Origin of the sequence: Streptomyces sp. NPDC048484 (assembly GCF_040651415.1) — a bacterium.
GTDB lineage: Bacteria > Actinomycetota > Actinomycetes > Streptomycetales > Streptomycetaceae > Streptomyces.
Map to the genome: position 1 here is coordinate 91,127 of NZ_JBEZJY010000019.1, position 26,676 is coordinate 117,802.

Annotated in this window: 28 protein-coding genes and 1 riboswitch; of the genes, 14 read left to right on the top strand and 14 right to left on the bottom strand. The window is 70.2% G+C overall.

The genetic code is table 11. The features are described 5' to 3' along the window. Positions 1-85: 85 nt before the first annotated feature. Both nagA and AB0D14_RS20500 read right to left on the bottom strand, forming a co-directional pair. Positions 86-1,258: an N-acetylglucosamine-6-phosphate deacetylase gene (gene nagA / locus AB0D14_RS20495; RefSeq protein ID WP_362780941.1), complete on the bottom strand. Its 1,173-nt coding sequence runs from the start codon at positions 1,256-1,258 to the stop codon at positions 86-88. Further along, on the bottom strand, positions 1,258-2,247 hold the full coding sequence (locus tag AB0D14_RS20500; protein WP_362780943.1) for an ROK family protein: 990 nt from the start codon (positions 2,245-2,247) through the stop codon (positions 1,258-1,260). Before AB0D14_RS20500 ends, nagA begins: the two co-directional genes overlap by 1 nt. A gap of 183 nt (positions 2,248-2,430) precedes the next feature. Between AB0D14_RS20500 and AB0D14_RS20505 the strand changes: the two genes are divergently transcribed. The 3 genes from AB0D14_RS20505 to otsB all read left to right on the top strand — a co-directional run bounded on the left by AB0D14_RS20505 (position 2,431) and on the right by otsB (position 5,004). Beyond that, positions 2,431-3,675, top strand: coding sequence for an extracellular solute-binding protein (locus AB0D14_RS20505; protein WP_362781143.1), 1,245 nt, complete (start codon positions 2,431-2,433; stop codon positions 3,673-3,675). Between the two features lie 53 nt (positions 3,676-3,728). After that, entirely contained in the window at positions 3,729-3,968 is a 240-nt protein-coding gene (locus AB0D14_RS20510) for a DUF3263 domain-containing protein (protein ID WP_362780945.1), read from the top strand. Positions 3,969-4,137: 169 nt separating this feature from the next. Then, positions 4,138-5,004, top strand: coding sequence for a trehalose-phosphatase (otsB, locus tag AB0D14_RS20515; RefSeq protein ID WP_362780947.1), 867 nt, complete (start codon positions 4,138-4,140; stop codon positions 5,002-5,004). A 107-nt stretch (positions 5,005-5,111) separates the two neighbouring features. On the opposite strand, the gene AB0D14_RS20520 is transcribed toward otsB, so the two are convergent. Then, positions 5,112-6,530 (bottom strand): trehalose-6-phosphate synthase, encoded by a 1,419-nt coding sequence (locus tag AB0D14_RS20520; RefSeq protein WP_362780949.1) that lies wholly within the window; start codon positions 6,528-6,530, stop codon positions 5,112-5,114. 182 nt (positions 6,531-6,712) lie between these two features. Then, positions 6,713-7,660: a glucosyl-3-phosphoglycerate synthase gene (locus AB0D14_RS20525; protein WP_362780952.1), complete on the bottom strand. Its 948-nt coding sequence runs from the start codon at positions 7,658-7,660 to the stop codon at positions 6,713-6,715. 201 nt (positions 7,661-7,861) lie between these two features. Next, positions 7,862-8,019: riboswitch (SAM riboswitch) on the top strand. Between the two features lie 17 nt (positions 8,020-8,036). Between AB0D14_RS20525 and thrC the strand changes: the two genes are divergently transcribed. From thrC to AB0D14_RS20560, 7 genes are all read left to right on the top strand, one after another. Beyond that, complete coding sequence (gene thrC / locus AB0D14_RS20530; protein ID WP_362780954.1) at positions 8,037-9,359, top strand: threonine synthase; 1,323 nt, start codon at positions 8,037-8,039, stop codon at positions 9,357-9,359. 158 nt (positions 9,360-9,517) lie between these two features. Then, positions 9,518-9,793 carry a MoaD/ThiS family protein gene (locus AB0D14_RS20535; protein ID WP_362780956.1) on the top strand — a complete coding sequence of 92 codons (276 nt, stop codon included), beginning with the start codon at positions 9,518-9,520 and terminating at the stop codon, positions 9,791-9,793. A 450-nt stretch (positions 9,794-10,243) separates the two neighbouring features. Further along, the gene (locus AB0D14_RS20540) at positions 10,244-10,450 is read left to right on the top strand and encodes a cold-shock protein (RefSeq protein ID WP_007493268.1); all 207 of its coding nucleotides are present in this window, start codon (positions 10,244-10,246) and stop codon (positions 10,448-10,450) included. Between the two features lie 360 nt (positions 10,451-10,810). Then, positions 10,811-12,439 carry a chaperonin GroEL gene (gene groL / locus AB0D14_RS20545; protein WP_107015329.1) on the top strand — a complete coding sequence of 543 codons (1,629 nt, stop codon included), beginning with the start codon at positions 10,811-10,813 and terminating at the stop codon, positions 12,437-12,439. Between the two features lie 259 nt (positions 12,440-12,698). Beyond that, a complete protein-coding gene (locus AB0D14_RS20550; RefSeq protein WP_362780960.1) occupies positions 12,699-13,823 on the top strand; it encodes an NADH:flavin oxidoreductase in 1,125 nt (374 codons plus the stop codon). 78 nt (positions 13,824-13,901) lie between these two features. Continuing rightward, positions 13,902-15,497, top strand: a complete 1,596-nt coding sequence (locus tag AB0D14_RS20555; protein WP_362780963.1) for an alpha/beta hydrolase — start codon at positions 13,902-13,904, stop codon at positions 15,495-15,497. A 49-nt stretch (positions 15,498-15,546) separates the two neighbouring features. Then, positions 15,547-16,200 carry a hypothetical protein gene (locus AB0D14_RS20560; RefSeq protein ID WP_362780965.1) on the top strand — a complete coding sequence of 218 codons (654 nt, stop codon included), beginning with the start codon at positions 15,547-15,549 and terminating at the stop codon, positions 16,198-16,200. Between the two features lie 146 nt (positions 16,201-16,346). Here AB0D14_RS20560 and AB0D14_RS20565 read toward each other — a convergent pair whose 3' ends face one another. The 3 genes from AB0D14_RS20565 to AB0D14_RS20575 all read right to left on the bottom strand — a co-directional run bounded on the left by AB0D14_RS20565 (position 16,347) and on the right by AB0D14_RS20575 (position 18,592). Continuing rightward, positions 16,347-17,213: a hypothetical protein gene (locus AB0D14_RS20565; RefSeq protein ID WP_362780967.1), complete on the bottom strand. Its 867-nt coding sequence runs from the start codon at positions 17,211-17,213 to the stop codon at positions 16,347-16,349. Positions 17,214-17,502: 289 nt separating this feature from the next. Then, the gene (locus tag AB0D14_RS20570; RefSeq protein WP_362780970.1) at positions 17,503-17,769 is read right to left on the bottom strand and encodes a DUF397 domain-containing protein; all 267 of its coding nucleotides are present in this window, start codon (positions 17,767-17,769) and stop codon (positions 17,503-17,505) included. Continuing rightward, complete coding sequence (locus AB0D14_RS20575; RefSeq protein WP_362780972.1) at positions 17,750-18,592, bottom strand: helix-turn-helix transcriptional regulator; 843 nt, start codon at positions 18,590-18,592, stop codon at positions 17,750-17,752. The genes AB0D14_RS20570 and AB0D14_RS20575 overlap by 20 nt, the downstream gene beginning before the upstream one ends. A 116-nt stretch (positions 18,593-18,708) precedes the next feature. Between AB0D14_RS20575 and AB0D14_RS20580 the strand changes: the two genes are divergently transcribed. Together AB0D14_RS20580 and AB0D14_RS20585 are read left to right on the top strand one after the other, a co-directional pair. Next, positions 18,709-18,930, top strand: coding sequence for a hypothetical protein (locus AB0D14_RS20580; RefSeq protein ID WP_362780973.1), 222 nt, complete (start codon positions 18,709-18,711; stop codon positions 18,928-18,930). Beyond that, positions 18,927-19,145 (top strand): hypothetical protein, encoded by a 219-nt coding sequence (locus AB0D14_RS20585; RefSeq protein WP_362780976.1) that lies wholly within the window; start codon positions 18,927-18,929, stop codon positions 19,143-19,145. The genes AB0D14_RS20580 and AB0D14_RS20585 overlap by 4 nt, the downstream gene beginning before the upstream one ends. Positions 19,146-19,238: 93 nt before the next feature. Here the strand turns inward: AB0D14_RS20585 and AB0D14_RS20590 are convergent, their stop codons facing one another. The 5 genes from AB0D14_RS20590 to AB0D14_RS20610 form a co-directional block, all read right to left on the bottom strand. Further along, positions 19,239-20,126 carry an alpha/beta hydrolase gene (locus tag AB0D14_RS20590; protein ID WP_362780979.1) on the bottom strand — a complete coding sequence of 296 codons (888 nt, stop codon included), beginning with the start codon at positions 20,124-20,126 and terminating at the stop codon, positions 19,239-19,241. Positions 20,127-20,333: 207 nt separating this feature from the next. Then, positions 20,334-20,933 carry a hypothetical protein gene (locus tag AB0D14_RS20595; RefSeq protein WP_362780982.1) on the bottom strand — a complete coding sequence of 200 codons (600 nt, stop codon included), beginning with the start codon at positions 20,931-20,933 and terminating at the stop codon, positions 20,334-20,336. Between the two features lie 6 nt (positions 20,934-20,939). Continuing rightward, positions 20,940-21,470, bottom strand: a complete 531-nt coding sequence (locus AB0D14_RS20600) for a hypothetical protein (protein ID WP_362780984.1) — start codon at positions 21,468-21,470, stop codon at positions 20,940-20,942. After that, positions 21,467-22,450: an N-acetylmuramic acid 6-phosphate etherase gene (gene murQ, locus AB0D14_RS20605; RefSeq protein ID WP_362780987.1), complete on the bottom strand. Its 984-nt coding sequence runs from the start codon at positions 22,448-22,450 to the stop codon at positions 21,467-21,469. The genes AB0D14_RS20600 and murQ overlap by 4 nt, the downstream gene beginning before the upstream one ends. Positions 22,451-22,497: 47 nt before the next feature. Then, positions 22,498-23,415: a MurR/RpiR family transcriptional regulator gene (locus AB0D14_RS20610; protein ID WP_362780989.1), complete on the bottom strand. Its 918-nt coding sequence runs from the start codon at positions 23,413-23,415 to the stop codon at positions 22,498-22,500. 127 nt (positions 23,416-23,542) lie between these two features. Here AB0D14_RS20610 and AB0D14_RS20615 point away from each other — a divergent pair, with 127 nt between their 5' ends. Continuing rightward, positions 23,543-24,016, top strand: coding sequence for a hypothetical protein (locus AB0D14_RS20615; RefSeq protein ID WP_362780991.1), 474 nt, complete (start codon positions 23,543-23,545; stop codon positions 24,014-24,016). Continuing rightward, positions 24,013-24,288 carry a DUF4031 domain-containing protein gene (locus AB0D14_RS20620; RefSeq protein ID WP_362780993.1) on the top strand — a complete coding sequence of 92 codons (276 nt, stop codon included), beginning with the start codon at positions 24,013-24,015 and terminating at the stop codon, positions 24,286-24,288. Before AB0D14_RS20615 ends, AB0D14_RS20620 begins: the two co-directional genes overlap by 4 nt. A 1-nt stretch (position 24,289) precedes the next feature. On the opposite strand, the gene AB0D14_RS20625 is transcribed toward AB0D14_RS20620, so the two are convergent. Both AB0D14_RS20625 and AB0D14_RS20630 read right to left on the bottom strand, forming a co-directional pair. Then, entirely contained in the window at positions 24,290-25,369 is a 1,080-nt protein-coding gene (locus AB0D14_RS20625) for a GNAT family N-acetyltransferase (protein WP_362780995.1), read from the bottom strand. A gap of 35 nt (positions 25,370-25,404) precedes the next feature. Then, on the bottom strand, positions 25,405-26,625 hold the full coding sequence (locus AB0D14_RS20630) for a Cmx/CmrA family chloramphenicol efflux MFS transporter (RefSeq protein ID WP_362780998.1): 1,221 nt from the start codon (positions 26,623-26,625) through the stop codon (positions 25,405-25,407). Positions 26,626-26,676: the final 51 nt, after the last annotated feature.

Consider the following 26,676-nt stretch of genomic DNA (forward strand, 5'->3'; position numbering starts at 1 on the left):
CCCAGTGTCGGCCACCGCGAGGCAACAAGGGGGCGAACCGGCACAGTTGGGATGTAATCGGCCGGCCTTTTCCCCCGGCTGGGCCTCAGCCGGTCGGGCTGGTCGGGGGCTCGACCAGCCATTCGCCCCGGCGCATCACGCCCTTGACCTCGAAGTCCGGGTCCAGGACCACCAGGTCGGCGTCCTTGCCCGGCTCCAGCGAGCCTACCCGGTCGTACAGGCCCAGCTGCCGGGCCGGATTGGCGGAGATGGCTGCGACGACGTCCTCGACGGGCAGCCGGTCCACGGTCACCGCCCGCCTGAAGGCCCGGTCCAGCGTGAGCGTCGAGCCCGCGATCGAACCGCCCTCCACCAGGCGTGCCACGCCGTCCGCCACCTCGACCTCCAGTGGGCCGAGCATGTACCGGCCGTCGCCGAAGCCCGCCGCGTCCATCGCGTCCGTGATGAACGCGACCCGCCCGCCGCCCGCGTGATGGAAGGCCAGCTGGAGGGAGGCCGGGTGGAGGTGGACGCCGTCGTTGATCAGCTCGACGGTGATCCGCTCGTCCTCCAGCAGAGCCGCGATCGGTCCGGGAGCGCGGTGGCCGAGTGTGGGCATCGCGTTGAACAGGTGCGTCGCCACGGTCGCGCCCGCGTCGATGGCCTCCACCGTCTGCTCGTACGTCGCGTCCGTGTGCCCGATCGCCGCGATGACGCCGTTCTCGACGAGGAGGCGTACGGAGTCGAGGCCGCCAGGCAGTTCGGTGGCGAGGGTGACCATGCGGGCCCGGCCGCGTGCCGCGTCGATCAGTTTGCGGACCTCGGCCGGGTCGGGGTCGCGCAGCAGCTCTTCGGAGTGCGCTCCCTTGCGGCACGGGGAGATGAACGGGCCCTCGAAGTGGATGCCCGCGATATCGCCCTGCTCGGCCAGCTCGGAGAGCAGTCCGGCGCGCTGGGCCAGGCCGTCCATGTCGCCGGTGACGGTGGAGGCGACGAGGGTCGTCGTGCCGTGCGAGCGGTGGGTGCGGATGCCCTTGAGGATCTCCTCGACCGTGCCCGAGGTGAAGGAGGCCCCGCCGCCGCCGTGGTTGTGCATGTCCACGAAGCCGGGCACCACCCAGTGGTTGCGCAGGTCCACCGCGGGGGCGCCCTCGGGAGCGCTCCCGGCGATGCGGCCGTCCGCGACGATCAGCCGTCCGCCGTGCACGGTTCCGGTGGGGAGTACGACGTTCGCTCCGGCGAGGACCACGGCGTGCGGAGAAGTGCGCTCAGTGGTCATCAGGCGGTTACCTCCGAAGCGGGGACAGCGGGGACAGCGGGGACAGCGGGGACAGCGGGGACAGCGGGGACGGAAGGGGTGCCCAGCAGGTCCCAGGCGAGGAGGCCCGCGCCCAGACATCCGGCTGTGTCCCCCAGTGCCGCGGGGACGATGGACGGCAGTTTCTGGAAGGTGACGCGCCGTTCGACGGCGGCCCGCAGCGGTGTGAACAAGGTTTCCCCCGCCTCGGCGAGACCGCCACCGATGATCAGGGTGCCCGGGTCCAGCAGGGTGAGCGCGGTGACGAGCCCGTCGGCGAGCGCGTCCACGGCCTCCTGCCAGACCGCCAGGGCCCGGGTGTCCCCGGACTCGACGGCCTTCGCGCAGTGCGCCGCGTCCCGGTCGCCCGACGCCTTCGCCCATGCCTCGCTGACCGCGGCCGCCGACGCGTACCGCTCCAGGCAGCCGCGCTGCCCGCAGGGGCAGGGGGCGCCCCCGGGGCGTACGACGATGTGGCCGATCTCGCCCGCGAAGCCGTGCGCGCCCGCCTCCACCCGGCCGTCGATACCGATCGCGCCCGCGATGCCCGTGCCCAGCGGTACGAACAGGAAGCGGTCCGCGCCCCGGCCCGCGCCGATCCGGCCCTCGGCGAGGCCGCCGGAGCGTACGTCGTGGCCGAGGGCGACCGGCACTCCGTGCAGCCGTTCGCTGAGCAGGTCCCGCAGCGGTACGTCCCGCCAGCCGAGGTTGGCCGAGTAGGCGGCGATGCCGCGGTCGGCGTCCACGATGCCGGGGACCGCGACACCGGCGGCGCTCGCGGGCTCGCCGAAGTGGCGCTCGCCGTACGCACACAGGTCGGCCGCGAAGCCGAGGATCGACTCGATCACGGCGTCCGGGCCGCGCTCCCGGCCCGTCGTGCGGCGGGCCCGGTGCAGCAGTTCGCCGTCCGCCCCCATGAGGGCGGCCTTCATCCCGGTGCCGCCCACATCCAGGGCGATGACGTGTCTCACACGTACAGTGTCGCCCCTTACCCCGTGAGAGGTCTAGTCCACTCACGTGGTGTAGACCTTAGAGCGAAAATTGCTAATCGAAAGATGCGATCGCATGAGCGAATCCGTGGGTGCGCGGACGAGCGGTACGCGGATGCGGCGACAGGGTTGGGGACGGCAGCAGTGCAGCGGCGAGTGACAGGTCTGATCGCGGTGGTGTCCGTACTGGGTGTGACGGCGGCTCTCGGGGGCTGCGGCAGCTCCACCGGGTCCGGGGACGTCACCTTGAGACTCGTGGCGGCCGACTACGGCGACTCCCAGGCGAACAGCTCCCAGAAGTACTGGGACAAACTGACCAAGGCGTACGAGGTGAAGCACCCTGGTGTCGACGTCGAGGTGAGCGTCTACTCGTGGAACGACGTGGACGCCAAGGTCAAGGCGATGGTCGACGACGGCAACCCGCCCGACCTGGCACAGATCGGCGCGTACGCCGACTACGCCGCCGCGGGGCAGCTCTACCGGGCCGATGACGTGCTCTCCATAAACACCCAGTCCGATTTCGTCACGCAGCTCTCCGCCGCCGGGCAGGTGAACCGGACGCAGTACGGCATGCCCTTCGCCTCCTCCACGCGGCTGCTCTTCTACAACAAGAAGCTCTTCGCCGACGCCGGGCTCACCCCGCCGGAGAACTGGAGCGAGCTCGCGTCCGATGCCGAGGCCCTCAAGGCCAAGGGCGTGAAGTACCCGTACGCGCTGCCCCTCGGGCCGGAGGAGGCGCAGGCCGAGACCATGATGTGGCTGCTCAGCGGCGGCGACGGGTACACCGACTCGGTCGGCTCCTACAGCCTCGACTCGAAGCCGAACGTCGAGACCCTCACCTGGCTCAAGGACAAGCTGGTCGACAAGGGCCTCACCGGGCCCGTCGAGCCCGCGAAGCTCAACCGCGCGCAGGCCTTCGCGGCGTTCACGCGCGGCGAGGTCGGCATGCTGAACGGCCACCCCACGCTGATGAAGTCCGCCGCCGCGAACGGCGTGAAGGTCGGCATGGTGCCGATGCCCGGCGCCGAGGGGCGGGCCAAGGCCACGATGGGTGTCGCCGACTGGATGATGGCGTTCAAGAAGAACGGGCACGGCGAGCAGATCGGGGACTTCCTCGACTACGTGTACAGCGACAAGAACGTGCTCGCGTTCTCCCGCGAGTACGACCTGCTGCCCGTGACGTCGTCCGCCTCCGAGGTGATGGCCGCCGACAAGGACGACGCGGACCTCGTCGACTTCCTCGGCGAACTGCCCAACGCCGAGCTGTATCCCGTGGGCCAGACGTCCTGGGCGGCGGTCAGCGCGGACATCAAGCAGCAGATCGGCAAGGCCGTGGGCCCGAACGGGAACCCGGCGGCGACCCTGGAGAATCTGCAGCGGGCCGCCACGGCGGCGCAGGCTGCGGAGTAGCTCCGACGGCGCCCTGAGAGCCTGTGTCGGTGGCAGCGGTTAGCGTGTCGGGTATGGAGGACGAGGGGTTGAGCCCGCAGGAGTGTGCCGTCCTCGCGCTGGAGCGGCGGGGGTGGAGTACGCCGGGGGCCAAGGAGCGGGCGATCCGGGAGGAGCTGGGGCTCGCCCCGGTCCGCTACTACCAGTTGCTGAACGCCCTCCTGGACGCGCCGCGGGCCCTGGCCCACGACCCGGTGACGGTCAACCGGCTGCGGCGGGTGAGAGAGGTGCGCCGGACCGGGCGGGAGGTGTGATTCAGCCGCCACGGCCTGTGCGGGGTGCGGGGTGTGACCACCGCGGAGTGCGGGCCGGCAACGCGGAGGCGGCGGGGCAGCAATGCGGAGGCGGCGGGGCCGGAACGCGGAGGCGGCGGGGCCGGAACGCGGAGGCGTAGGACCGCACCCCGGCGGATAAGGTCGCAGCATGGCCAGTCACCCCGACTCATCGTCCTCATCGTCGCTTCCGAGGCCCGTGACAGCGGCGGGCCGGGACGGTCTCGACGCCATCCTCGCGCGGCCCCACAGGGCCGTACTCGCCTTCGACTTCGACGGCACACTCGCTCCGATCGTCCCGGACCCCGAACAGGCCCGCGCCCACCCGGACGCCGTACCCGCCCTTGCGGCACTGGCCCCGAAGGTGGCGTCGGTGGCCGTCGTCACCGGCAGGCCGGCGAGTGTAGCCGTGCGGTACGGAGGCTTCGCCGGAGTCCCGGGCCTCGACCACCTCGTGGTGCTCGGTCACTACGGGGCGGAGCGCTGGGACGCCGTCACCGGCACCGTCCGGGCCCCCGCCCCGCACCCCGGCGTGGCCGCCGTCCGCGCCGAACTGCCCGGCTTCCTCGACGGGATCGGCGCCTGGCAGGGCAGCTGGATCGAGGAGAAGGGCAGGGCCGTCGCGGTCCACACCCGCCGCGCCCAGGACCCCCAGGCCGCCTTCGAGGCCCTGCGTGAACCCCTGGCCCAGCTCGCCCAGAAGCACGGCCTGATCGTCGAACCGGGGAGGATGGTCCTGGAGTTGCGCCCCGCGGGCATGGACAAGGGCGTCGCCCTCGGCGAGTACGTACGCGACGTCGGCGCCGGGTCGGTCATGTACTGCGGCGACGACCTGGGCGACCTGCCGGCCTTCGCCGCCGTCGAGAAACTCCGCTCCGACGGCATCCCGGGCCTCCTGGTGTGCAGCGGCAGCACAGAGGTCACCGAACTCACCGACCGCTCCGACCTGGTGGTGAACGGCCCGGAGGGAGTAGTCGGGCTGCTCACGTCCCTGGCCACCCACTTGGCGCCCCGTTAGGGGCGCCCTCCAGGGGCGCCCCTCAGGGGGCCCCTGGAGGGCGCGGGGAACTGCGCGCCCAGCCCCCACCGGCCCGGCGGCTGTCGATCGACCGGACCCGCGGAGCGTTACGCGTCCAGCGCCCGCAGCTGGTCGAGGAACCACTGCGCGGGAGGCAGAGCGGTCGCCGCCGCGGCCAACCGCTTCGTCCTCTCGGCCCGCTCACCCACCGGCACCGACAGCGCCTCGTGCAACGCGTCCGCGGTGCCCGACACGTCGTACGGGTTCACGACGATCGCGTCCTCGCCCAACTCCTCGTACGCCCCCGCCTCCCGGGACAGCACCAGCACGCAGCCGTCGTCCGACACGACCGGAACCTCCTTCGCGACGAGGTTCATGCCGTCGCGGATGGGGTTCACCAGGGCCACGTCGGCCAGCCGGTACGCCGCGAGTGAGCGCGCGAAGTCATCCTTCACGTGCAGCACCACCGGGGTCCAGCCGGCCGTCCCGTACTGGGAGTTGATCTCGTCGGCGACCCGCTGCACCTCGGCCGTGTAGTCGCGGTAGACCGCCAGGTCCTGGCGCGACGGGTAGGCGAACGCCACGTGCACGACCCGCTCGCGCCACTCGGGCCGCTCGTCCAGCAACTGCCGGTACGCCAGCAGTCCGCGCACGATGTTCTTGGACAGCTCGGTCCGGTCCACCCGCACGATCGTCTTCCGGGCGCCGCCGTCCGGGGCGGTGCCGATCTGCTCCCGCAGCGCGGCCGTCCGCTCGTCGACGTCCGGCCGGTGCGAGCGCTCGCGCAGGAAGTCCGCGTCCGCCCCGAGGCCGTGCACCCCGATCCGCGTGTCGGAGGAGAAGTCCGGCCCCAGTACGGCCTCGCAGCACTGCGTGAACGCGTCCGCCCACCGCTGGGTGAGGAACGCGGCCCGGTCGGCGCCGAGGATCCCGTCGAGCACCTTCGCCGCGATGTCGTCCGGCAGCAGCCGGAAGTAGTCCGGCGGAGCCCACGGCGTGTGCGAGAAATGGCCGATGCGCAGGTCGGGACGGAGCTCGCGGAGCATCCGTGGCACCAGCGTCAGGTGGTAGTCCTGTACGAGGACGGCGGCACCGTGCGCCGCCTCCTCGGCCAGCGCCTCGGCGAAGGCGTGGTTGTACGTCTCGTAGGCCGCCCACTGGCGCCGGAACTCCGCGTCGAAGACCGGCTCCAGGGGCGTCTGGTACAGCATGTGGTGGACGAACCACAGCGCGGAGTTCGCGATGCCGTTGTACGCGGCGGCGTGGGTGTCGGCGTCGATGTCGAGCATCCGTACGCCCTCTTCGCCGACCCCGCGCCGTACCGCCTCGCGGTCGCCGTCGCCGAGGGCCGAGCAGACCCACAGGGCGCCCGCGTCCGGGCCGATGGCGGACAGGCCCGACACGAGTCCGCCTCCGCCGCGCTTGGCCGTGAGCTCGCCGGACTCGTCCTTCGTGTACGAGACCGGGCCGCGGTTGGACGCGACGAGGACGGAGTGGGTGGCGCGGTCACCGCGGGTGGAAGCCATGACTCGAAATCTAGCCCCAGGTGTATCCGCTCAAACGTTCCACTCGCCGCGTACGGGAGGTTGCGCCCCCGCCCGGCGCCCGGCGGGGGCGTGCGGCGGACCACAACGGCGCTCCCCGCGGCGCTTCCCGCACGGCGCTCCCCGCGGCGCGCCGCGCGCCGCGGGGAGCGCCGCGAGGTGAGCTACGCCGCGCGTCGCTTCACGTACTCCGTGATGTCGATCATCGGCGGCCGTTCCTCCATGTCCACCGAGTACGTACGCGGCTCGAAGCCGTTCTCGCCCCGCTCGAACTGGGTGAGCGACGGCCGGATCAGGTGGCCGCGGGCCAGCCGCAGCTGGGCCGTGCGGTAGATCGCCGCGGACATGCGGCCGAGCGCCTGGCCGTCCTGGTGGCGGTGCTTGCGCACACCCACGTCGACCTGCGCCAACGCGTCCAGGCCCACCAGGTGCAGGGAGTCGACCAGCATGCCCAGCTCCACGCCGTAGCCGACGGGGAACGGGAGCTGTTCGAGGAGCGAGCGGCGGGCCGCGTACTCCCCGCCGAGCGGCTGGACGAAGCCGGCCAGCCGCGGCCAGTGCATGTTGAGGAGGGGCCGGGCCATGAGTTCCGTCACCCGGCCGCCCTGGCCTGCCACCTGGCCGAGCGGGCGGTCGTACATCGCCTTGACGAGGTCGACACCGGGGTCCGTGAGCAGCGGGCCCACGATCCCGGAGACGAAGTCCGACGAGAACTCCTTCAGGTCCGCGTCGATGAAACAGACGATGTCCCCGCTGGTGACCAGGAGCGAGCGCCACAGCACCTCGCCCTTGCCCGGCACGGCCGGGATGCGCGGCAGTATGTCGTCGCGGTGGACGACCCGGGCGCCCGCCGCGGCGGCCACCTCGGAGGTGCGGTCGGTCGACCCCGAGTCGATGACGACGATCTCGTCGACGAGCGGCACCTTCGCGGTCATCAGCTCACGGCGGATCACGGCGACGATCTCGCCGACGGTCTCCTCCTCGTTGAGCGCGGGCAGTACGACGCTCACCGTGGAGCCGGCGGACCGTTTCGCGGCGACGATCTTCTGGAGCGGGCGGTCCTCGACGGACCAGGAGCGCGTGCTCAGCCAGCGCTCGACGTCTTCCAGCACGTGCGGCTCTCCCTTGCGTTCATCGGGATGCTTGTGCCCGCCGCGACAGTGGCCGGCTGTGACGGTCATCTCGCGGTTCGGACGGCTCTCTCCACCATCCAGGCCTTCGGTTACAGTTTTCAGCAGCGTTGATGACCATCGCATGTCGGGGGTTGTTGCGTGTACAACTAAAATCACGACTCCGCACTCACAACTGAATACCGCTCATCCAGAGGGGCAGAGGGATACGGCCCGTTGAAGCCCCGGCAACCCTCCAGCCGGTCTCGTCCTGATCATCGCCGATCAGCGCAGCGAGGCTCCCGGCTCGGGAAGGTGCCAAATCCGTCTCACGGCGAAGTGCGTCGTGAGGAAGATGAGGAGAAAGGGCCTCGCCTCCATGGCTGCGCAGACAGTTGCAAGCACCACGAATTCCCCCTCCACCTCCGCCGCGAGCTCCGCGAACACCGTCGATCTCGGCCCCGCCGCCGCGCTTTCCTGCCGCGAATGCGGCCACCGCGTGCCGCTCGGTCCGGTCTTCGCCTGCGAGGAGTGTTTCGGCCCGCTGGAGATCGCGTACGACTTCTCGGGCTACGACACGGAGGAACTCCGTAAGCGGATCGAGGCGGGGCCGGCGAACATCTGGCGCTACGCGCCCCTGCTGCCCGTCCCCGCGGACGTGGCCGACAAGCCGAACATCAACCCCGGCTGGACCAAGCTCGTCAAGGCCGACAACCTGGCGCGTGAGCTGGGTGTCGACGCCGGCAAGCTCTTCGTCAAGGACGACTCCGGCAACCCGACGCACTCCTTCAAGGACCGTGTCGTCGCCCAGGCCATCGAAGCGGCCCGCGTCTTCGGTTTCACCACGCTCTCCTGCTCCTCCACCGGCAACCTCGCCGGCGCGGTGGGCGCCGCCGCCGCGCGGGCCGGCTTCCGTTCCTGTGTGTTCATCCCGCACGACCTGGAGCAGGGCAAGGTCGTCATGGCCGCGGTCTACGGCGGCGAGCTCGTCGGCATCGAGGGCAACTACGACGACGTGAACCGCTTCTGCTCCGAGCTGATCGGCGACCCGGCCGGCGAGGGCTGGGGCTTCGTCAACGTCAACCTGCGGCCGTACTACGCGGAGGGGTCCAAGACCCTGGCGTACGAGATCTGTGAGCAGCTCGGCTGGCGGCTGCCGGACCAGCTGGTCGTGCCGATCGCCTCCGGTTCCCAGCTCACGAAGATCGACAAGGGCCTGAAGGAGCTGATCGAGCTCGGCCTCGTCGAGGACAAGCCGTACAAGATCTTCGGTGCCCAGGCCGAGGGCTGCTCGCCGGTGTCCGTCGCCTACAAGGCCGGTCACGACGTCGTACGGCCGCAGAAGCCGAACACGATCGCCAAGTCGCTCGCCATCGGCAACCCGGCCGACGGTCCGTACGTGCTCGACATCGCACGCCGTACCGGGGGTGCCGTGGAGGACGTGAACGACGAGCAGGTCGTGGACGCGATCAAGCTGCTGGCGCGGACCGAGGGGATCTTCGCGGAGACCGCCGGCGGTGTGACGGTGGGGGTCGCGAAGAAGCTGATCGAGAGCGGTCTGCTCGACCCGACTCTGACGACTGTCGTCCTCAACACCGGGGACGGTCTGAAGACCCTGGACGCGGTGGCCTCCGACACGGGGCTCACCGCCACCATTCGCCCGAACCTGGACTCCTTCCACGAGGCCGGGCTCGGTTCCTAGTCGTCTCCTAGGTTCCTGGCCGTCTCCCGGTCGTCTCCTGGCCGTCTCGTAGTCGTTGTTCTCACGCTGCGGGCCGGTGGGGGCCGGTCGCGCAGCGGTTCCCCGCGCCCCTTACGGGGGCGCTGTACGCCAGCCACACCCGACGGAGGTCCTGCCCCATGAGTGTCAACGTCCGTATCCCCACCATTCTGCGCACCTACACGGGCGGTAAGGCCGAAGTGGCCGCCGAGGGTGCGAACCTCGCCGAGGTCATCGCCGACTTGGAGAACAACCACACCGGTATCGCGGCCCGGGTCCTGGACGACCAGGGGAAGCTGCGGCGGTTCGTCAACGTGTACGTGAACGACGACGACGTCCGGTTCGAGCAGGGGCTGGAGACGGCGACGCCGGACGGCGCCGGCGTCTCGATCATCCCGGCGGTCGCCGGGGGCTGAGCGCCTTCGCGTGATGGCTGAAAATTACCCTGGGTAATGCCGAACACGCAGAGTTCATCGAATTGCCCTCTCCGTGAGAGAAACGGAGGGGGCAATTCTATATGGTTGAGCGCGGTACAGTTGGGGAAGCTGCTTCGTTCCGCCCGTCCGGCGCATTGAGTTCACGCCCGGGGCCCGACAAGAAGCAGCCAAAGTGCCCGGCCTTTTTGAGCCGTTTATAGCATTCGCGGGGCCCGACTTGCCCTGAAACTTCTCGAATCCTTCACATATTCCCGATCGGCCGCGCCCGGAATTCTCGTCGGATTGACCTGTTGCAGAGGGCAGTTGGACGGATACATTCGGCCGCGGTCGACGCGTTCCGGCGCACACCCCCAACCGTTGGGGGGTGAGGTCTGACCCGGGTCCGCGAAGTGCGGGTCCGTGCAAGGGCCAGTAATAGGGGAGTTAGGCATGGCTCAGGGCACCGTCAAATGGTTCAACGCGGAGAAGGGGTACGGCTTCATCGCGGTCGACGGTGGTGCGGATGTATTCGTCCACTACAGCGCGATTCAGATGGACGGCTACCGCACCCTGGAAGAGGGTCAGCGGGTCGATTTTGAGATCTCGCAAGGCCAGAAGGGGCCGCAGGCGGACATGGTCCGACTGGCGACCGGCTGAAGCACGCGCCGACTTACTGCAGCGACGTTCTTCTTCCGAAGGGCTCGTACCCCATGGGTGCGGGCCCTTCGGCATGCCGGGGCGCTGCCCCCGTCACCTGATGTCGCCTCCTCCTCCCTCCTGCTCTCGCCTCGCTCTCACCTGCTCCCACCTGCGGATCATCGAGAGGCGCTTGCACTCGCATGGGTCGAGTGCTAATCATTGGCGTTAGCACTCTGAAGGTGAGAGTGACAACGAGGACCGGGTCAGTGAGGTCCGCGGGCCGGGTGGGGCAAGGAACCACCCAGGTCGGCAGGCCGTCCGTCGCGGGCGCAGGCGCGGTCCTGGAGATTCCACCCCAGTCCGGGAGGACCACTTCACATGGCCAAGATCATCGCGTTCGACGAGGAGGCACGGCGCGGTCTCGAGCGCGGGATGAACCAGCTCGCCGACGCCGTCAAGGTCACCCTTGGTCCCAAGGGTCGCAACGTCGTCCTCGAGAAGAAGTGGGGCGCCCCCACGATCACCAACGATGGTGTTTCCATCGCCAAGGAGATCGAGCTCGAGGACCCGTACGAGAAGATCGGCGCTGAGCTGGTCAAGGAAGTCGCCAAGAAGACGGACGACGTCGCCGGCGACGGAACGACCACGGCGACCGTGCTCGCCCAGGCGCTGGTCCGTGAGGGCCTGCGCAACGTAGCCGCCGGCGCCAACCCGATGGCTCTCAAGCGCGGTATCGAGAAGGCCGTCGAGGCCGTCTCCGGTGCCCTGCTGGAGCAGGCGAAGGATGTCGAGACCAAGGAGCAGATCGCTTCTACGGCCTCCATCTCCGCCGCCGACACCCAGATCGGCGAGCTCATCGCCGAGGCGATGGACAAGGTCGGCAAGGAAGGCGTCATCACCGTCGAGGAGTCCCAGACCTTCGGTCTGGAGCTTGAGCTCACCGAGGGTATGCGCTTCGACAAGGGCTACATCTCGGCGTACTTCGCCACCGACATGGAGCGTATGGAGGCCGTCCTCGACGACCCCTACATCCTGATCGCCAACTCGAAGATCGCCAACGTCAAGGACCTGCTCCCGCTCCTGGAGAAGGTCATGCAGGGCGGCAAGCCGCTGCTGATCATCGCCGAGGACGTCGAGGGCGAGGCGCTGTCGACGCTGGTCGTCAACAAGATCCGTGGCACCTTCAAGTCCGTCGCCGTCAAGGCTCCGGGCTTCGGTGACCGCCGCAAGGCCATGCTCGGCGACATCGCCATCCTCACGGGTGGCGAGGTCATCTCCGAGGAGGTCGGCCTGAAGCTGGAGAACGCGGGTCTGGACCTGCTGGGCCGTGCCCGCAAGGTCGTCATCACCAAGGACGAGACCACGATCGTGGACGGCTCCGGCTCTGCCGACCAGGTCCAGGGCCGGGTCAACCAGATCCGTGCCGAGATCGAGAACTCGGACTCGGACTACGACCGCGAGAAGCTCCAGGAGCGCCTGGCGAAGCTGGCCGGCGGCGTGGCCGTCATCAAGGCCGGTGCCGCCACCGAGGTCGAGCTCAAGGAGCGCAAGCACCGCATCGAGGACGCCGTTCGCAACGCGAAGGCGGCCGTCGAGGAGGGCATCGTCGCCGGTGGTGGCGTGGCTCTGCTCCAGGCTTCCTCGGTCTTCGAGAAGCTCGAGCTCACGGGTGACGAGGCGACCGGCGCGAACGCCGTGAAGCTCGCCCTGGAGGCCCCGCTCAAGCAGATCGCCGTCAACGGTGGTCTTGAGGGTGGCGTCATCGTCGAGAAGGTGCGCAACCTGCCCGTCGGTCACGGCCTGAACGCCGCGACCGGTGAGTACGTCGACATGATCGCCGAAGGCATCATCGACCCGGCGAAGGTGACGCGCTCTGCCCTGCAGAACGCCGCCTCCATCGCCGCGCTGTTCCTCACCACCGAGGCCGTCATCGCCGACAAGCCGGAGAAGGCTTCGGCCGGCGCCGGCGCCGGCGGTGGCATGCCGGGCGGTGACATGGACTTCTGAGCCCCGGCTCGGTAGTTCATCGCAGTACGCATTTCAGTACGCGAACGAGGGCGGTACCCCACTCCAGGGGTGCCGCCCTCGGGCATGTCCGGGGTCACAGAGGTATATGGCGGGCCGGCGGAATGTGCGGAGGGCCGGGGTGGTTGTCGCGAGGAGTGATTCATGCGTATGCACATACCAATCGGGATGCGTATACGTACACATGGATCCCCCGCCCGACCGCCCACCCGACCACTCCATCCCCACGAGGAGCCTCTACGTGACTGTCACCGCCTCCGCCTCCCGCGCGGCCGAGATCCTTTCCCGGCCCGTCTCCCTCAACGGCCTGACCGTTCCGAACCGGATCGTGATGGCGCCGATGACCCGGCAGTTCTCGCCGGGCGGTGTCCCGGGGGAGGACGTGGCGGCGTACTACGCGCGCCGTGCCGCCGCGGGTGTCGGCCTGATCATCACCGAGGGCACGTACGTGGGCCACGAGTCGGCCGGGAACAGCGACCGGGTCCCGCGGTTCCACAGGGAGGAGCAGCTCGCCGGGTGGGCGAAGGTCGCCGAGGCCGTGCACGCGGCGGGCGGGACGATCATGCCGCAGCTGTGGCACATCGGGAGCGTGCGCAAGGCCGGCGAGCCGCCGTTCGCGGACGCCCCGTCCGTCAGCCCGTCCGGCATCCACACGGAAGGCGCCGAAGCCGCCGGCAAGGCCATGACCCAGCAGGACCTGGACGACGTCATCCGTGCCTTCGCCGAGGGCGCGGCCGCCGCCGAGCGCATCGGCTTCGACGGGGTCGAACTGCATGGCGCGCACGGTTACCTGCTCGACCAGTTCCTGTGGGCGGGTACGAACCGCCGCACGGACGCGTACGGCGGCGACCTGGTAGCCCGGACGCAGTTCGCCGCGGAGATCGTGGCCGCGGTGCGCGCCGCCGTCTCGCCGTCCTTCCCGATCCTCTTCCGCTTCTCGCAGTGGAAGCAGCAGGCCTACGACGCGCGCCTCGCCGAGACGCCGGAGGAGCTGGAAGCGCTGCTGGCCCCGCTCGCCGCGGCCGGTGTGGACGCCTTCCACGCCTCCACCCGCCGCTACTGGCGCCCGGAGTTCGACGGCTCGGACCTGAACCTGGCCGGCTGGACGAAGAAGCTGACGGGCAAGCCGGTCATCAGCGTCGGCTCGGTCGGCCTCGACGGCGACTTCCTGAAGGGTTTCCAGGGCGAGGGCGCCCCGGCCAGGGGCATCGACGACCTGCTGGACCGCCTGGAGAGCGACGAGTTCGACATGGTGGCCGTGGGCCGCGCGCTGCTCCAGGACCCGCAGTGGGCGGCGAAGGTACTCGACGGCCGCTTCGACGAGCTGGGGGCGTACGACGCGAAGGCGCTGGGCTCACTGAGCTGAGCACCGCTGACAAATGTCACGGCGGAGTGGTGACACCACGCTCTGAGAGACGGGTGCGCAGGCGGCTGAGATGGATACATGCCCTCGATACCCGTCACCGACACCGACACCGTCACCGACGTTGAACGTCTGAACATCACCGCCGCAGAAGAACACCAGAGGCACAGGAACAGGCACGGGACCGGGACCGGGAACAGAACCCGGTCCCGGTTCCGGCCCCTCGCCCTCGTCATCGCGCTCTCCGCCACCGCGGTGGGGGCGTCGGCGATACCGGGAGTGTCGGTGGCGGCGACGCCGGACACCGTGCAGGCCGTGCGGTGGGGCGCGTGTCCGGAGAAGGCGGCCGCACCCCGACTTGAGTGCTCGACGCTCGAAGTCCCGCTGGACTACCGGGATCCGGAAGGCCGGCAGATCGAGATCGCGATCTCCCGGCTGGCGAGCAAGGAACCCTCGAAGCGCCGCGGCGTGCTGCTGACCAATCCGGGCGGCCCCGGCGGCGAAGGGCTCGGCTACCCGGCCCTTCTCGCTGGCGCAAAGCTGCCGCAGAAGGTGCTGGACTCCTACGACGTGATCGGCTTCGACCCACGTGGTGTCGGCCGCAGCGCGCCGGTGACCTGCGATCTGACGACGGAACAGCAGTACCGCGGCAACTTCGCGCCGTACGCGCACACCGCGGCCGATGTCGCGCGGGAGGCGGGGAACGCGCGGACCGTCGCCGAGCAGTGCGCCACCTCGCGGACGGCGTGGACGCTGCCGCACACCACGACCGCGAACACCGCGCGCGACATGGACCGGATCCGGGCGGCGCTGGGCGAGCCGAAGCTCTCGTACCTCGGTCACTCCTACGGCACCTACCTCGGTGCGGTGTACACGACGATGTTCCCCAAGCGCAGCGACCGGGTCGTGCTCGACAGCAACATGGGCCCCGGCGGTTACGACGTCACGGCCATGCGGATGTTCGCTCGTGGACTGGAGGACCGTTTCCCGGACTTCGCGAAGTTCGCCGCCGCGCACCCCGAATACGGTCTGGGCAGCACACCGGAGCAGGTGACCGCGAAGTTCTTCGACCTCGCGGAGCGGCTGGACGAGAAGCCGGTCGCGGACATCGACGGAACCGCGTTCCGCGGGTTCACGTTCGACCGCCTCTACTCCGATGCGCTCATGCCCGAGCTGGCCAAGTTCTGGCAGGCACTCGACACGGGCCGGCCGGTGCCGGACGTTCCGCTGCTGCCGAACGCGGAGAACCTCATGGCCGCGCGCTTCTATGTGATATGCGGTGATTCGCGCTGGCCGGAGACGGTCCGGGAGTATCAGCGCAACGTCGCGGTCGACCGGCTGAAGTACCCGATGCTGGGCGGGTCCACGGCCGGTATCGGACCGTGCGCGTTCTGGCCGGACAAGCGGGCCGAGCCGCCGGTGCGCATCGGTGACCGAGGCCCGTCGAACGTGCTCATGCTGCAGAACGAGCGCGACCCCGGGACGCCGCTGGCCGGTGCCCGGGAGCTGCGGCGGGCGTTCGGGAAGCGGGCCACGATGGTGACGGCCGACCAGGGCGGGCACGGCGTCTATCCGTTCGGCCCCAACACGTGCGCGAACGACGCGGCGACGGCGTTCCTGACCACGGGGCAGCGCCCGTCGCAGGACCTCGCCTGCGCGGCGCAGCCGAGCAGGTAAAGGGATCGGGATCAGGATCGGAAGCCGGAACGGGATCGGGAGCGGAGCCATGTTCGAGGAGCGGCGGCGGCGTCGGGTCGCGCGGCGGGTCAAGCCAGGGGACGGGCGAGCGCTGAAGCGTTTTCGCTGGTGGCAGTTGCCTTCCCGCGCACTGTTCTATCTTCGGCTGACGAACAATGACGGCCGGCGGATGGTCTACGCCGTCGACGTCAGGCATCAGAACACGTCGGAGGGCCACGTCAAGGCCCACCTGTACCTTGATGGCAGGCATCACGCCGAGTCCAGAGTCCCTGCCGCCTTCCCCGTCCAGGGCGGCACCGTCGAAGTAAGGGCGAGCGGCTTCGGGCTCAAGCGCTGCCACTACGTCACCGCCGACGGCGCCGAGTACCAACTCGTCCCGGACCCCGCCTCCGGCGAGGGGCGCCGCGCGCGCCTCGACCACCGCCACCCCGCCCTGAGCCGCTGTATCGGTTTCCTCTCGGTGATCGTGCTCCTCGTCGGCCTGGTTCTCCTGATCCTCCAGCTCGCCGAACAGATCACCCGGGAGCCGGAGGGCCTCGCCCAGTACGTCGGGACCTTCACCTCGCCCGTTGATCTGTCGGCAGTGGGCAACACCGTGGTCGGGCTCGTCACTGTGGCGGCCAGCACGGAGCGGGCGCTGCGGCTGCGTTACAGCTGGCTGCTCGACGGCGGGGCGGGCTGAGCTTGACGCCTCAGCTCATGAGCTGAGGCGTCGGCTGTCAGTCCGCGTAGTCCTTGAGTTTCTCGGTTTTCAGGGTGATGCCGTCATGGTGTTGCCTCCTCCCTCCCATCGTGCCCCGGCAGCGTGCCTTCGGACGGTTGGAGCGGTCACAGGCGTGGCCTTTCCCGGCGGTCGACCATCGCCGAGCGGGCTGCGGCGGCGTGGGCGTGGACTGCGGTGGACGTCAGTGGAACGGATGGCCCGGGTGGCGCTGTCTCGCCCCGGCACGGGCCGCAGATGCCGCCGGGCAGGGCCTCCGGGCGCCCCGGGATGCCGCACTTCGCGCACTCCAGTACGCGGAGGGGCGGGCGTGGGGCGGGCTCCGGGTGCGGGTCCGGTGGGAGCTTGGTCGTCAGGCGGGTGCGGACGATGGCCGACGCGCTGTGCACCGGGACGGGGAGGCCTGCTGTGAGGACCTGGAGTACGTACTCGTCGCTGACGCCCCTCACGAACCACTCCGAGAGGAGCGGGGCGAGCTCCTCGCACGCCCTTGCCGACAGGGAGAGGGCAGGGGCCGTACGGCCGAGGGCCGCGAGCAGGATGTACGCGCGGGAGCGGGTCGGACCCTGTCTGCGCGACGGCTGCGGTGACTGCTCCGGTGATTCCTTCGACGACTCCTCCGATGACTCTTTCGGTACGTCACCCCGTGCGAACGCCGCCCACCAGCCGTCGTCTCGTGCCGTTCGTGAGAACCACGTTCGGGTGATCCAGCGTGGGCTTCCCGAGTCGGTCAGGTGTTCGCGGCCTCGGCGCAAGTGGCCGGTCTGCCGGAGGTTGTTGAGGGCCGTGCGGACGGCGCACTGGCCGTACGGGAGTGTCTTGGCCAGCGTCTTTACGGAGATGTCGGCGCCACCGGGGAGGGTGTCGATGTACGCGGCGATGGCCGCTTCGCGGGGCGGGAGGTGCGCGAAGTCATGGGCCGTTCGGGGGAGTTGGTCCGGGGCGTCACGTTTCCCGTAACCCGGATTGGCCATCGGGTGGGATTGGGGCGGCGGGGTCGCGTGCGCGGCCGGGAGTGCAGCACTAAGCTTGGCTTCAGCCATGGGATCGCTGTTTCCGATCTTGTAGGTCAGACCCCCGCAGGTGTTCCAGCACCTGGCGGGGGTTGTTCGTTATTCGGGCACGCTAAGCCCATGTGACTGTCCGTGGCAAGTCGGTCGCGTCGAGTTAACTCGCGGGGAGGGTGGGTGGGTTGAGACCCACCTCCCAATCCGTACAAACAGGGCTCGGAGCTCGGCGCCTGAGCTTCGGGGCGGCTGCGCCCTAGTCCTGCTTGAGGTTCTCGACGAACGCCGTCCACGCCTCGTCCCGGAACGCGAGCTTCGGGCCGAGGGGGTTCTTGGAGTCGCGGACGGGGGTGTGGGTGGGGTGGCCGGGGGCGACCTCCAGGCAGTCACCGCCGTCACCGGCGCTGTACGTCGACTTGCGCCAGCGGGCGACTTCCAGGCAGTTGCCCCCACTGCCGTCGCTGTAGCTGGACTTGAGCCAGGTGGTGGAGAGCGGGTCGAACTCACGAGTGCTGGTCTTCATGCTCGTAATCCTGCGCCACTGACTCCACCAGGGCCAGTGAGTCCTGAGGTGGAAGTGCTGCCGCTTGGAGGAGGCTGAACGTGAGGGTATGGCGGGCAATCGCGGCGGGGTCGTCGAGCAGTTTGCCCATGTCCAGCCCCTCGACGAAGCAGAGCGGCGGGGCGTCTGCGAACGCCATGAGTTTCAAGGAGCCGCCCATTCCGGCATGTGCTCCGGCGTCAAACGGCAGCACCTGCATGATGATCCGGTGCCGACGCGCCAGGTCTGCCACGTGGTGTAGGGACTCTGCCATCGCTGCCGCTCCGCCGACCGGTCGCCGGAGCGCGGCCTCGTCGAGGACCACCCACAACAACGGGGTTGTTGGATCGCTGAGGAGGCGGGCGCGTTCCATCCGGATCGTCGTCAGCTCTTCGATCTTGGCGTCCGAGACTGTCGGCCGGTAGGAGCGGAACAGTGCCGTGGCGTAGGCCGGGGTCTGCAACAGGCCGGGGATCAGCAGCGGGAGGTAGTGCCTGATCTCCGTAGCGACTGCCTCGGCCTCTGCCGCCTCCTCGAAGTGGTCCGGGTATTTGGACTTGGCCAGAGCTGAGCAATTGCGCTCGAAGAAGCCGTTCGTGTTGAGGATCTCGTCAATCTGGACGGCGTACTCAAGGTGCAGGCGTCGTGTCCCTGCCTCCAGTTGGCCGATGAATGAGCCGCTGACGAACAGTGGTTCGCCTAGTTCGTTCTGGCTGAGCCCCTTCCTCTCGCGGGCATGACGCAACTCGGCGCCGATCAGGGCGCGAGGTGAGGAGGACGGGTCTAGGTCCTTCGGGCCTGGCATGGGCAACTCCCTGTCACACAGGCGGGGTTGTTGGGGCGCCGTCTATGGCCAGGTTAGAGAGGTGATGGCCACTCTGTGTGGTGAACACGAACACTCAGAGTGGAGGCTGTGGCGCGATGGAGATGACGTCGAGTGAGCGGGTGTGGTTGACGGAGGAGGCGGTGGAGTGCCTGCGGTCGGCTCTGGGGAAGGTGGGAGTCGCGCTGCCGTCGCTCGGTGTCGACCCGGTGACGGCGGCGACCGGGGAGCCGTTCGCGCTGGTGGAGCTGGGCCGGTGCAACGTACGGACGGCGGTCCGGCTGGCCGGCGCGCTGCGCGGGGCGGGTGGGCAGGCGTGAGCGGGGAGTTCGGGGTGCGCGGGGCGTACGTGATCGACGTGCGCGACGGGCGGGTCGGGCAGGTCATGGGGCGCGAGGGAGGTTACGTACAGCTGCGGCCTGTGGGTGGCGGGCGGGAGTGGGACTGTCCACCGGAGGCACTGGGCGAGGCGCCGGTGGGTGAGGTGCTGCGGGCACGGGTGCGGCTGATCAACCGGGAGGGGCGGCTGCCGTGACGTACGGAGCCGGGTCCGTATGCCCGGACGGGCACCGCCTGAGCCCCGGCTCGGAGCGATGTCCGGCTCCGGGGCGGCCGGGTTGGTCGCGGATCAAGCGCGCTGAACTGGTTCTGCCGCGGCGTGGGTGAGGATCGCCTCGGTCAGGGCGGGGAGGACTTGCGGCGGGAGTGCGTGGCCCATGCCCGGGATCTCGGTGAGGCGGGCACCCCGGACCGCCTGGGTCAGGTGCTGTGCGTGCGGCGGTGGGAACACGGGTTCGGCCGGGGCGAGGATGACCTGTACGGGAACCCCGGTCGTCGCGAGCGCCTCCGTGCGCAGCATGCCGGAGTGGTCGGCGAGGCCGTGTGCGGGTGATGTGGTGTAGCGGCCGGCGTGCTCGATGATGCGCCGTTCGAGATTGCGGAAGTATGCGGCGTCGAAGGGGAGTTGACCCCCGGAGAGTGTTCGCCAGTGCGTCACGCGCCGGGCCAGTTCGGACTCCAGGCCATGATCCTCGACCGGTTGCGACCACAGTTCCAGTACCTCGGGGGAGATGCCGGGGAGTTCCTCGGCCGGGAGGACTGTTCCGTCGGGGCGGGTGTAGGGGGCTGTGCTGAGCGCCGCCGTTCCGATCAGGGTGGCGCTCAGTACGCGGTCGGGGTGGTCCGCGATGAGCAACTGGGCCAGCATGCCGCCGAGCGACAGCCCCACGACATGGGCTCGCTCCACACCGAGGCCGTCCAGGACCGCTATGGCGTCGGCGGCCAGGTCGGTGATGCGGTACGGCTGTTGCTCGTACGACCAGGTGGAGCGGCCGGTGTCGCGATGGTCGTACCGGATCACTCGGTGGTGGGCGGCGAGGGCTTTGACGAGCGGCTCGGGCCAGCCGAGGCCGGAGGCGCCCGCGCCCATGATCAGGAGGAGGGGCGGCGCGTCGGCGCTGCCGCGCTGCTCGGTCCAGAGGTGTACGTCGGGGGCGACGGTGAGGAACTGTTCCATGAGGCGTAACGATACGTATCGTCTCGCCATCTCGCAACGGGGCGAACTGGGGTAATGGACCTGTCACCGATCTCGAACACGCCGACATGGCGTACGAGTGGTGCCGGGGCGGCACCCCGCTGGGCAGCGGCGCACAGGTCGACCAGACCCTTTGTAGGGGACTGCGGGCCGCGTACGCCGACCACGGAAGCAGACCCAGAAGCAGCGCTAAAGGTTTCCCATCGGCTCGATGTCGACCTTCACCGGCGTGCCCCAGATGCGCAGTACCTCGTAGTCGGTGAACTCGTGGACCAGGCGGTAGGCCATGCTCGGGCGCGGGTTGCGGCGCTGCGCGGAGAGATAAAGCTCGGCCTCCTGTTTGTCGCGGCGCGGCGTGCCGCAGAGCTGCCAGGCCTGGCCGGTCCACATTTCCGGGAGCCAGCGCTGCTGGGGCTGGGGCCGGTCGCCGCGGATGCCGTACCGGGATTTCGTACGCTCCCCGTTCTCGTCCGGGGCGGCCGGCCGCCCCTGCGGGAAGGACTCGTGGAACGAGTCGTTCACCTTCGAGCGGCGCGCGAGGCGGCGACGGGTCTCGCAGAGCAGGCACAGGTCGGGGGCGTCCTCGTCCACCGGTCCCGTGGGGTGTTCCGCGCAGCGGGTGGTGGGCGCCGCCGTGGTGACGGTCTCCTCCAGGAGGTCCAGGGCGCGCTTCAGGTCGGCCTTCACCTCGTGCAGTTTGGTGTCCGGCATCTCGGTGGACAACGCGTCCCCGTGCTCCCCGAGCACGCGGAGGGCCCGCCCCAGAGCCGTCAATTGCGCATGGTTCACGACGCTCTACCCCTTCCTCTCGACCCCCCCACCATCCCACGCGCCACTGACAGCCGGTTCCGCCCGCATGCGGTCGCACACCTCCGCCACCGATGCCTCGTCCGGGACGGTCCCGTCCTGGAACATGGCCATCTGCAGCGCGGGCCCGTGGGCCCCGTACCGTTCGAGATCGGCCGTCAGCGCGGGCTGCACCACGAAGTGGAGGTGGCCCGGGACGGCGTCCGCGTGTGACCAGAGACAGACGTAGACCTGCTCGGGCCGAGTGACCGCGGTGACGAGGGCGGCGGTGCGGCGCAGCAGCGGGCCGAGTTCCGCGGACTCGTCGGGCGTCAGGTCGGCCACGTGCAGGACGTGGCGGAGCGGCTTGACGATCAGCGTGCCGAGTCCCAGCGGACCGATGCAGTGCTCGACGGTCCACAGGGAGGTGCGCAGGATGGTTCCGCCCGGGAGGAAGTCGCTCCCCGCGGTGAGGCGGCAGGCCTTGCAGCCCTCGCAGCCCTCGTCCGTGTCCGGGGCGCCGGGGGCCTGCGGCTTCAACGGGGTGCGGCGGTCAGGGCCGCGCGCAGGTGGCCGTCGGTTTCTGTCAGTAGGCGGGCGGCGGTGGGCCCGTCCACGTCGCCGAGGATCGTGAGGATCGCGTTCTTCACCTCGCCGTCCGTCGCGGCCAGCGCCGCCTCGATCTCCTCGTCGGAGGCACCGGTGGCGAGCGAGACGATACGGCGCGAGCGGGCCCGCAGCTTCTCGTTCGAGGCGCGTACGTCGACCATCAGGTTCCCGTACGTCTTGCCCAGGCGGATCATCGTGATCGTCGAGAGCATGTTGAGGACGAGCTTCTGCGCCGTGCCCGCCTTGAGGCGGGTGGAACCCGTGAGCAGCTCGGGGCCCACCACGACCTCGATGCCGTGCTCCGCCGCGGCCGCCAGCGCGCTGTCCGCGTTGCAGGACAGGCCGACGGTGAGGGCGCCGAGCGCGCGGGCGTGCTCGACCGCCCCGATCGCGTACGGCGTGCGGCCCGAGGCGGAGACGCCGACGACCACGTCGTCCGCCGTGAGGCCCAGCGCGGACAGGTCCTCGACGGCCAGTTCCGCGGAGTCCTCCGCCCCCTCGGCCGAGACCGTCATCGCGGCCGGGCCACCCGCGATCAGTCCGACGACCTCGGTCGGGTCCGTGTTGAACGTCGGCGGGCACTCCGAGGCGTCCAGCACACCGAGCCGCCCGGCGGTTCCCGCGCCGGCGTAGACGAGCCGCCCGCCCCGCCCCATCCGCTCCGCGATGGCGTCGATCGCCGCCGCGATGACCGGCAGCTGAGCGGCGACGGCGGTCGGCACGGTGGCGTCCTCGCCGTTCATGATCTTCGCGATGTCGACCGTGGACAGCCGGTCGATGTCGGAGTGCTCGGGACGGAACGCCTCGGTGGTCAGACCCTCCAACTCGGCCCGCACATCACGGTAATCGGAGGACGAGGAGGATGAGGAGGAGTGTGAGGGGGCGTCGGTGGCATCGGCGCTGGAGGTCATGTACGACGGCTCTTTCTTGTACGGGGCGAACGTTGCCTGTCGCGGCACTAGCGGGGCGTGCTTCGGTGGCGGTGGGCCAACGCCTCGTACGAAGCCGACAGCGCGGGCGCCGCCGTCTCGTACGTTCGTTGTGCGACGCCTATGAACAGGCAGTCCACCACCAGAAGTTGACTCGTCCGGGACGACATCGCCGCCGGCCGCAACTCGCTCTCCCGAGCCGTGGACGTCGTGAGGATGTGATCCGCGTACTGCGTGACGGGCCCGTTCGGCCGCCCCGTGATCGCGATCGTCGTGGCCCCGCGCTCGAACGCGACCCGCAACGGTTCGATGACGTCCCCGGTCGACCCGGAGTGCGTGATCGCGATCGCCACGTCCTTGGCCCGCAGCTGCACGGCGTTCGTCACGGCGAGGTGGGGATCGTTGTGGGCCTGGGCTATCAGCCCGATGCGCAGCAACTTCTGCGTGAGGTCCTGGGCGACGAGCCCGGACGCCCCGACGCCGTACACGTCGATACGGCGGGCCGCCGCGAGCGCCCCCACCGCTGCTCCGAGCTGCACCGTGTCCAGCGCGGCCGCGGTGTCTGCGAGCGTCTGCTGTTCGTCGTACGCGAGCTTGGCGACCACGTCCGCGAGCGGGTCGTCGACCGCTATGTCGGCCGTCACGGCGGGTGCCCGGCCCGACTGCTGCTGGGCGGCGAGGCCGGCGAGGGCGAGGCGCAGGTCGCGGTAGCCGGGGTAGCCGAGGAGACGGGCCGTACGGACCACTGTCGCTTCGCTGGTGCCGGTCAGTTCCGCGAGACCGGTGACCGTGAGGGCCGCACAGCCGGCCGGGTCGTTGGCCACGGCCTCGGCGACCCGCTGCATGGAGCGGGTCATCGACGGGGCGAGGGTGCGGACCTTCGCGGCGAGGGCCGCGGGGGCCGGCGGGGTTTCGCCCGCGAAAATTTCCTTCACTACGTGGGTCACGTATTGAAAGATATTTTCAGGCCGGGGGAGGGTCAAGGGCAGAGGGAGAGGGAGAGGGAGAAGGAGGAAGGACAGTGGCGAGACAGGGGCTGGTCGCGCCCGCGCGGCGGAGCCGCACAATGGATGTATGGAACCTTCGGCCTCTCCCCCTCCCGTCAGCCCCTTGGAGCAGGCGCTGCATGCCGCCCGTGCGTTGGTGCTCGCCGATCTCGTCGCGGGCGAGGTGGCTCAGGCCGACGTCGTGTCGATGGTCGAGGAGTCGGTCGTACAGCGGCGGTGGTGGGTGGAGCAGTGGCCCGAGGGCGTCGAGTACGTGTCCGGGCTGATCGCCCAGGACGTACAGGACGCGCTGTTGGAGAAGTACGGGCGCTGGCCGCTGTGTCCCGTCTGCGGCGCCGGTGATCCCCATGCCCTGGAGGTGGAACCGGAGCTGGGACCTGACCCGCACTGGGTCTGCCACAAGGCCGGGGTCTCGGTCTCCCCGGTGGGCGCGCTCGGACCGGCCATGGGCGGCCCCGGCGACTCGGAGGGCTCCGGAGGCTCGGAGGGTTTCGGAGGCTCGGAGGGTTTCGGCGGCTACGGCGGGGAGGGTTCCTCGTGACCGTCTTCATCGACCCGCCCGACTGGCCGGGGCACGGCCGCATGTGGTCCCACCTCGTCAGCGACGCCTCGTTCGAGGAGTTGCACACGTTCGCACGCGGGTTGGGCGTGCCCGTCCGTGCCTTCGAGCGGGACCACTACGACATTCCCTCCCACCGGTACGAGGACGCCGTGCGGGCCGGCGCGGTGCAGGTGCGCAGCCGCGAGGTCGTACGCATCCTGCACGCGGCCGGGCTGCGCAGGCCCAAGGGACGACCGGACTCAGCGGCGTAGCTCAGCCGCGTAGCTCGTACGCGTACTGCTCCCCGTCGTCGCCCACCGTGCCCACCCGGGTGAAGCCCACGCGTGAGATCACGCCCTGGGAAGGGGCGTTGGTGCGGTCCACCGTCGCGAACAGGTAGGTGAGGTCCTCGCGGGCCAGGGCCCAGGCGGACAGGGCGCGCAGGGCCTCGGTGGCGTAGCCGTTGCCGCGGGCCGACTCCGCCAGGTCGTAGCCGACCTCGGCGCGGCCCTGCTCGTCCGGAGCGCCGTGGAAGCCCATGCCACCGACCGCGCGCCCGTCCTCGCGTCGGACGAGGAGGAACATCCCCCACTCGGGGCGGTGCACCCCGGCCTCGTACGCCTTGACCACCATTCCCGCCGCGTCCCGGGTGCCCTGGAAGGGGCCGCCCTCGATCCACTCGAAGCCCCCGGTGCCACCCGCGCACAGGTCGGCGGCGGCCGCGGGGGTGACGCCCTGGAGGGTGAGGCGGTCGGCCGGGATGACGAGGTTGTTGCTCCAGCGCCAGGTGGTGAGGGGCGCGCGGCCGGGCAGTTCGCCGCGGCCCGTGGCCCACAGGAGGGTCCGCCAGTGGTCGGGTCCCGGCTCCGGCCGGACGTGCGGGAAGATCCGGGTCAGGATGTCGGCGCAGAGCGCGGCCGGTGGCTCGTACGGGATACCGAGACCCTCGGCCACGTCGTGCGCGTGCACGAGGATCTCCGTGACCCCCATGGCGGCGAAGCCCTCACGATCCGCGCTGCGGAAGGGGTACGGGTGGAAGGCCCGTACCTCCCGCGGGGTGGTGCGCACGGCGGCCGCGAACAGGGCGCCGGTCGCCTCGACGACCTGCAGGACGTCCTCGGCGCCCTCGCACTCGTCGAAGGTGATCTTGAAGGGTACGTAGCGGTCGGCGGGGCGGCCCGCCAACTGGCCCGCGTACGAGATGAGGTCCGACGCGAGGTGTTCCGCCGTCCTGCGGCAACTCCATTCGAGACGTCCCGCCTTGACGCTCCAGTCCCGGCCGGTCCCGCCCCGCAGGGCCGTCACCGCACCCGAGACCGCCTCTTCCACCTGGTCCCCACCCATGGCTCGCATGCCGGTGAGGATAGATGGTCAGTTCGCGGCGCCGTTCATTTTTTTCCGTCGGCCGCCACGGCCGCGCACGGAGGCGCGCTCACGGCTCCGGTGACCACCCGCGACGACGTCCCGCGCTGGTGCAGCCGCAGCGAGACCGTGGTCAGCACACCCGCCGCGACGGTCAGGGCCGCTCCGGCCCAGGCCGGGGAGGCGTAGCCGAACCCCGCGTCGATGGTGGCGCCGCCGATCCAGGGGCCGCCGGTGTTCCCGAGGTTGAAGGCCGCCGTGGTGGTGGCACCGGCCAGGGTGGGGGCCTCGGCCGCGACGTTGAACATCCGGGCGTTCAGGGCCGGGGCCGTGTAGAAGGCGGAGACACCGAGGAGGAAGGCGAGGGCGGCGGCCGCGACCGCGTACTGTCCGAGCAGCGCGAGCGCCACGAGCAGTACCGTCGAGGCCGCGATGCCGGACAGCAGCACCCCGAAGAGGTGCGCGTCCGCGATCCGGCCGCCGATCGCGGTCCCGATGAGCGCGCCGACCCCGAACAGCGCGAGCACGGCCGGCACCCATCCTTCGTCGAGCCCGGCCACGTCCGTGAGCAGCGGGGCGAGATAGCTGAACGCGCAGAAGACGCCGCCCGCGGCGAACGCGATCAGTGAGATGGAGAGCCAGACCTGGCGGTCGCGGTAGATCCGCAGCTCGTTCCTGAGCCGGGGCTTCTCGTCGGGGAGCGGGATACGGGGGATGAGGGTGGCCACCCCGACGAGCGCGACCGCGCTGGCCCCGCCGACCGCCCAGAACGCCGACCGCCAGCCGAGGCTGTCGCCGAGGAAGGCGCCCGCCGGAACTCCGAGGACGTTCGCGATCGACAGACCGCCGATCATCACGGCGAGCGCCCGGGCGCGGGCGTTCACCGGGACCATCGCGACGGCCACGGCCGCGCCGACCGCCCAGAACCCGGCGCAGGCCAGTGCGCTCACGACACGGGACGCGAAGAGCACGGCGTAGTTCGGGGCGAGGGCGCCCGCGATCTGGCCGAGGCCGAAGACCGCGATGAGCGCGATGAGGGTCGTACGGCGAGGCAGCCGGAGCGTCGCCACGGCCAGCAGGGGCGCTCCGACGACCATGCCGACGGCGAAGGCCGATATCAGCAGGCCCGCTCGCGGAATGGACACGTGCATGTCGTCCGCGACCGCCGGCAGCAGCCCGGAGAGCATGAACTCGCTGGTGCCCAGTGCGAAGACGGAGAGCCCGAGAATGTAGACGGCCAGGGGCATCCGAGTACGAGAGTGGGGATCGGTGCTGGTGCTTGTGCTGACGCTGGTGCT

Excerpts from the sequence above, each read along its gene's own strand:
- groL (WP_107015329.1), top strand. The coding sequence starts at position 10,811 with ATGGCCAAGATCATCGCGTTCGACGAGGAGGCACGGCGCGGTCTCGAG.
- nagA (WP_362780941.1), bottom strand. The coding sequence starts at position 1,258 with ATGACCACTGAGCGCACTTCTCCGCACGCCGTGGTCCTCGCCGGAGCG.
- murQ (WP_362780987.1), bottom strand. The coding sequence starts at position 22,450 with ATGACCTCCAGCGCCGATGCCACCGACGCCCCCTCACACTCCTCCTCA.
- AB0D14_RS20630 (WP_362780998.1), bottom strand. The coding sequence starts at position 26,625 with ATGCCCCTGGCCGTCTACATTCTCGGGCTCTCCGTCTTCGCACTGGGC.
- AB0D14_RS20575 (WP_362780972.1), bottom strand. The coding sequence starts at position 18,592 with ATGCCAGGCCCGAAGGACCTAGACCCGTCCTCCTCACCTCGCGCCCTG.
- AB0D14_RS20555 (WP_362780963.1), top strand. The coding sequence starts at position 13,902 with ATGCCCTCGATACCCGTCACCGACACCGACACCGTCACCGACGTTGAA.
- AB0D14_RS20560 (WP_362780965.1), top strand. The coding sequence starts at position 15,547 with ATGTTCGAGGAGCGGCGGCGGCGTCGGGTCGCGCGGCGGGTCAAGCCA.
- otsB (WP_362780947.1), top strand. The coding sequence starts at position 4,138 with ATGGCCAGTCACCCCGACTCATCGTCCTCATCGTCGCTTCCGAGGCCC.
- thrC (WP_362780954.1), top strand. The coding sequence starts at position 8,037 with ATGGCTGCGCAGACAGTTGCAAGCACCACGAATTCCCCCTCCACCTCC.
- AB0D14_RS20625 (WP_362780995.1), bottom strand. The coding sequence starts at position 25,369 with ATGCGAGCCATGGGTGGGGACCAGGTGGAAGAGGCGGTCTCGGGTGCG.
- AB0D14_RS20580 (WP_362780973.1), top strand. The coding sequence starts at position 18,709 with ATGGAGATGACGTCGAGTGAGCGGGTGTGGTTGACGGAGGAGGCGGTG.
- AB0D14_RS20590 (WP_362780979.1), bottom strand. The coding sequence starts at position 20,126 with ATGGAACAGTTCCTCACCGTCGCCCCCGACGTACACCTCTGGACCGAG.
- AB0D14_RS20520 (WP_362780949.1), bottom strand. The coding sequence starts at position 6,530 with ATGGCTTCCACCCGCGGTGACCGCGCCACCCACTCCGTCCTCGTCGCG.
- AB0D14_RS20565 (WP_362780967.1), bottom strand. The coding sequence starts at position 17,213 with ATGGCCAATCCGGGTTACGGGAAACGTGACGCCCCGGACCAACTCCCC.
- AB0D14_RS20510 (WP_362780945.1), top strand. The coding sequence starts at position 3,729 with ATGGAGGACGAGGGGTTGAGCCCGCAGGAGTGTGCCGTCCTCGCGCTG.
- AB0D14_RS20615 (WP_362780991.1), top strand. The coding sequence starts at position 23,543 with ATGGAACCTTCGGCCTCTCCCCCTCCCGTCAGCCCCTTGGAGCAGGCG.
- AB0D14_RS20570 (WP_362780970.1), bottom strand. The coding sequence starts at position 17,769 with ATGAAGACCAGCACTCGTGAGTTCGACCCGCTCTCCACCACCTGGCTC.
- AB0D14_RS20535 (WP_362780956.1), top strand. The coding sequence starts at position 9,518 with ATGAGTGTCAACGTCCGTATCCCCACCATTCTGCGCACCTACACGGGC.
- AB0D14_RS20540 (WP_007493268.1), top strand. The coding sequence starts at position 10,244 with ATGGCTCAGGGCACCGTCAAATGGTTCAACGCGGAGAAGGGGTACGGC.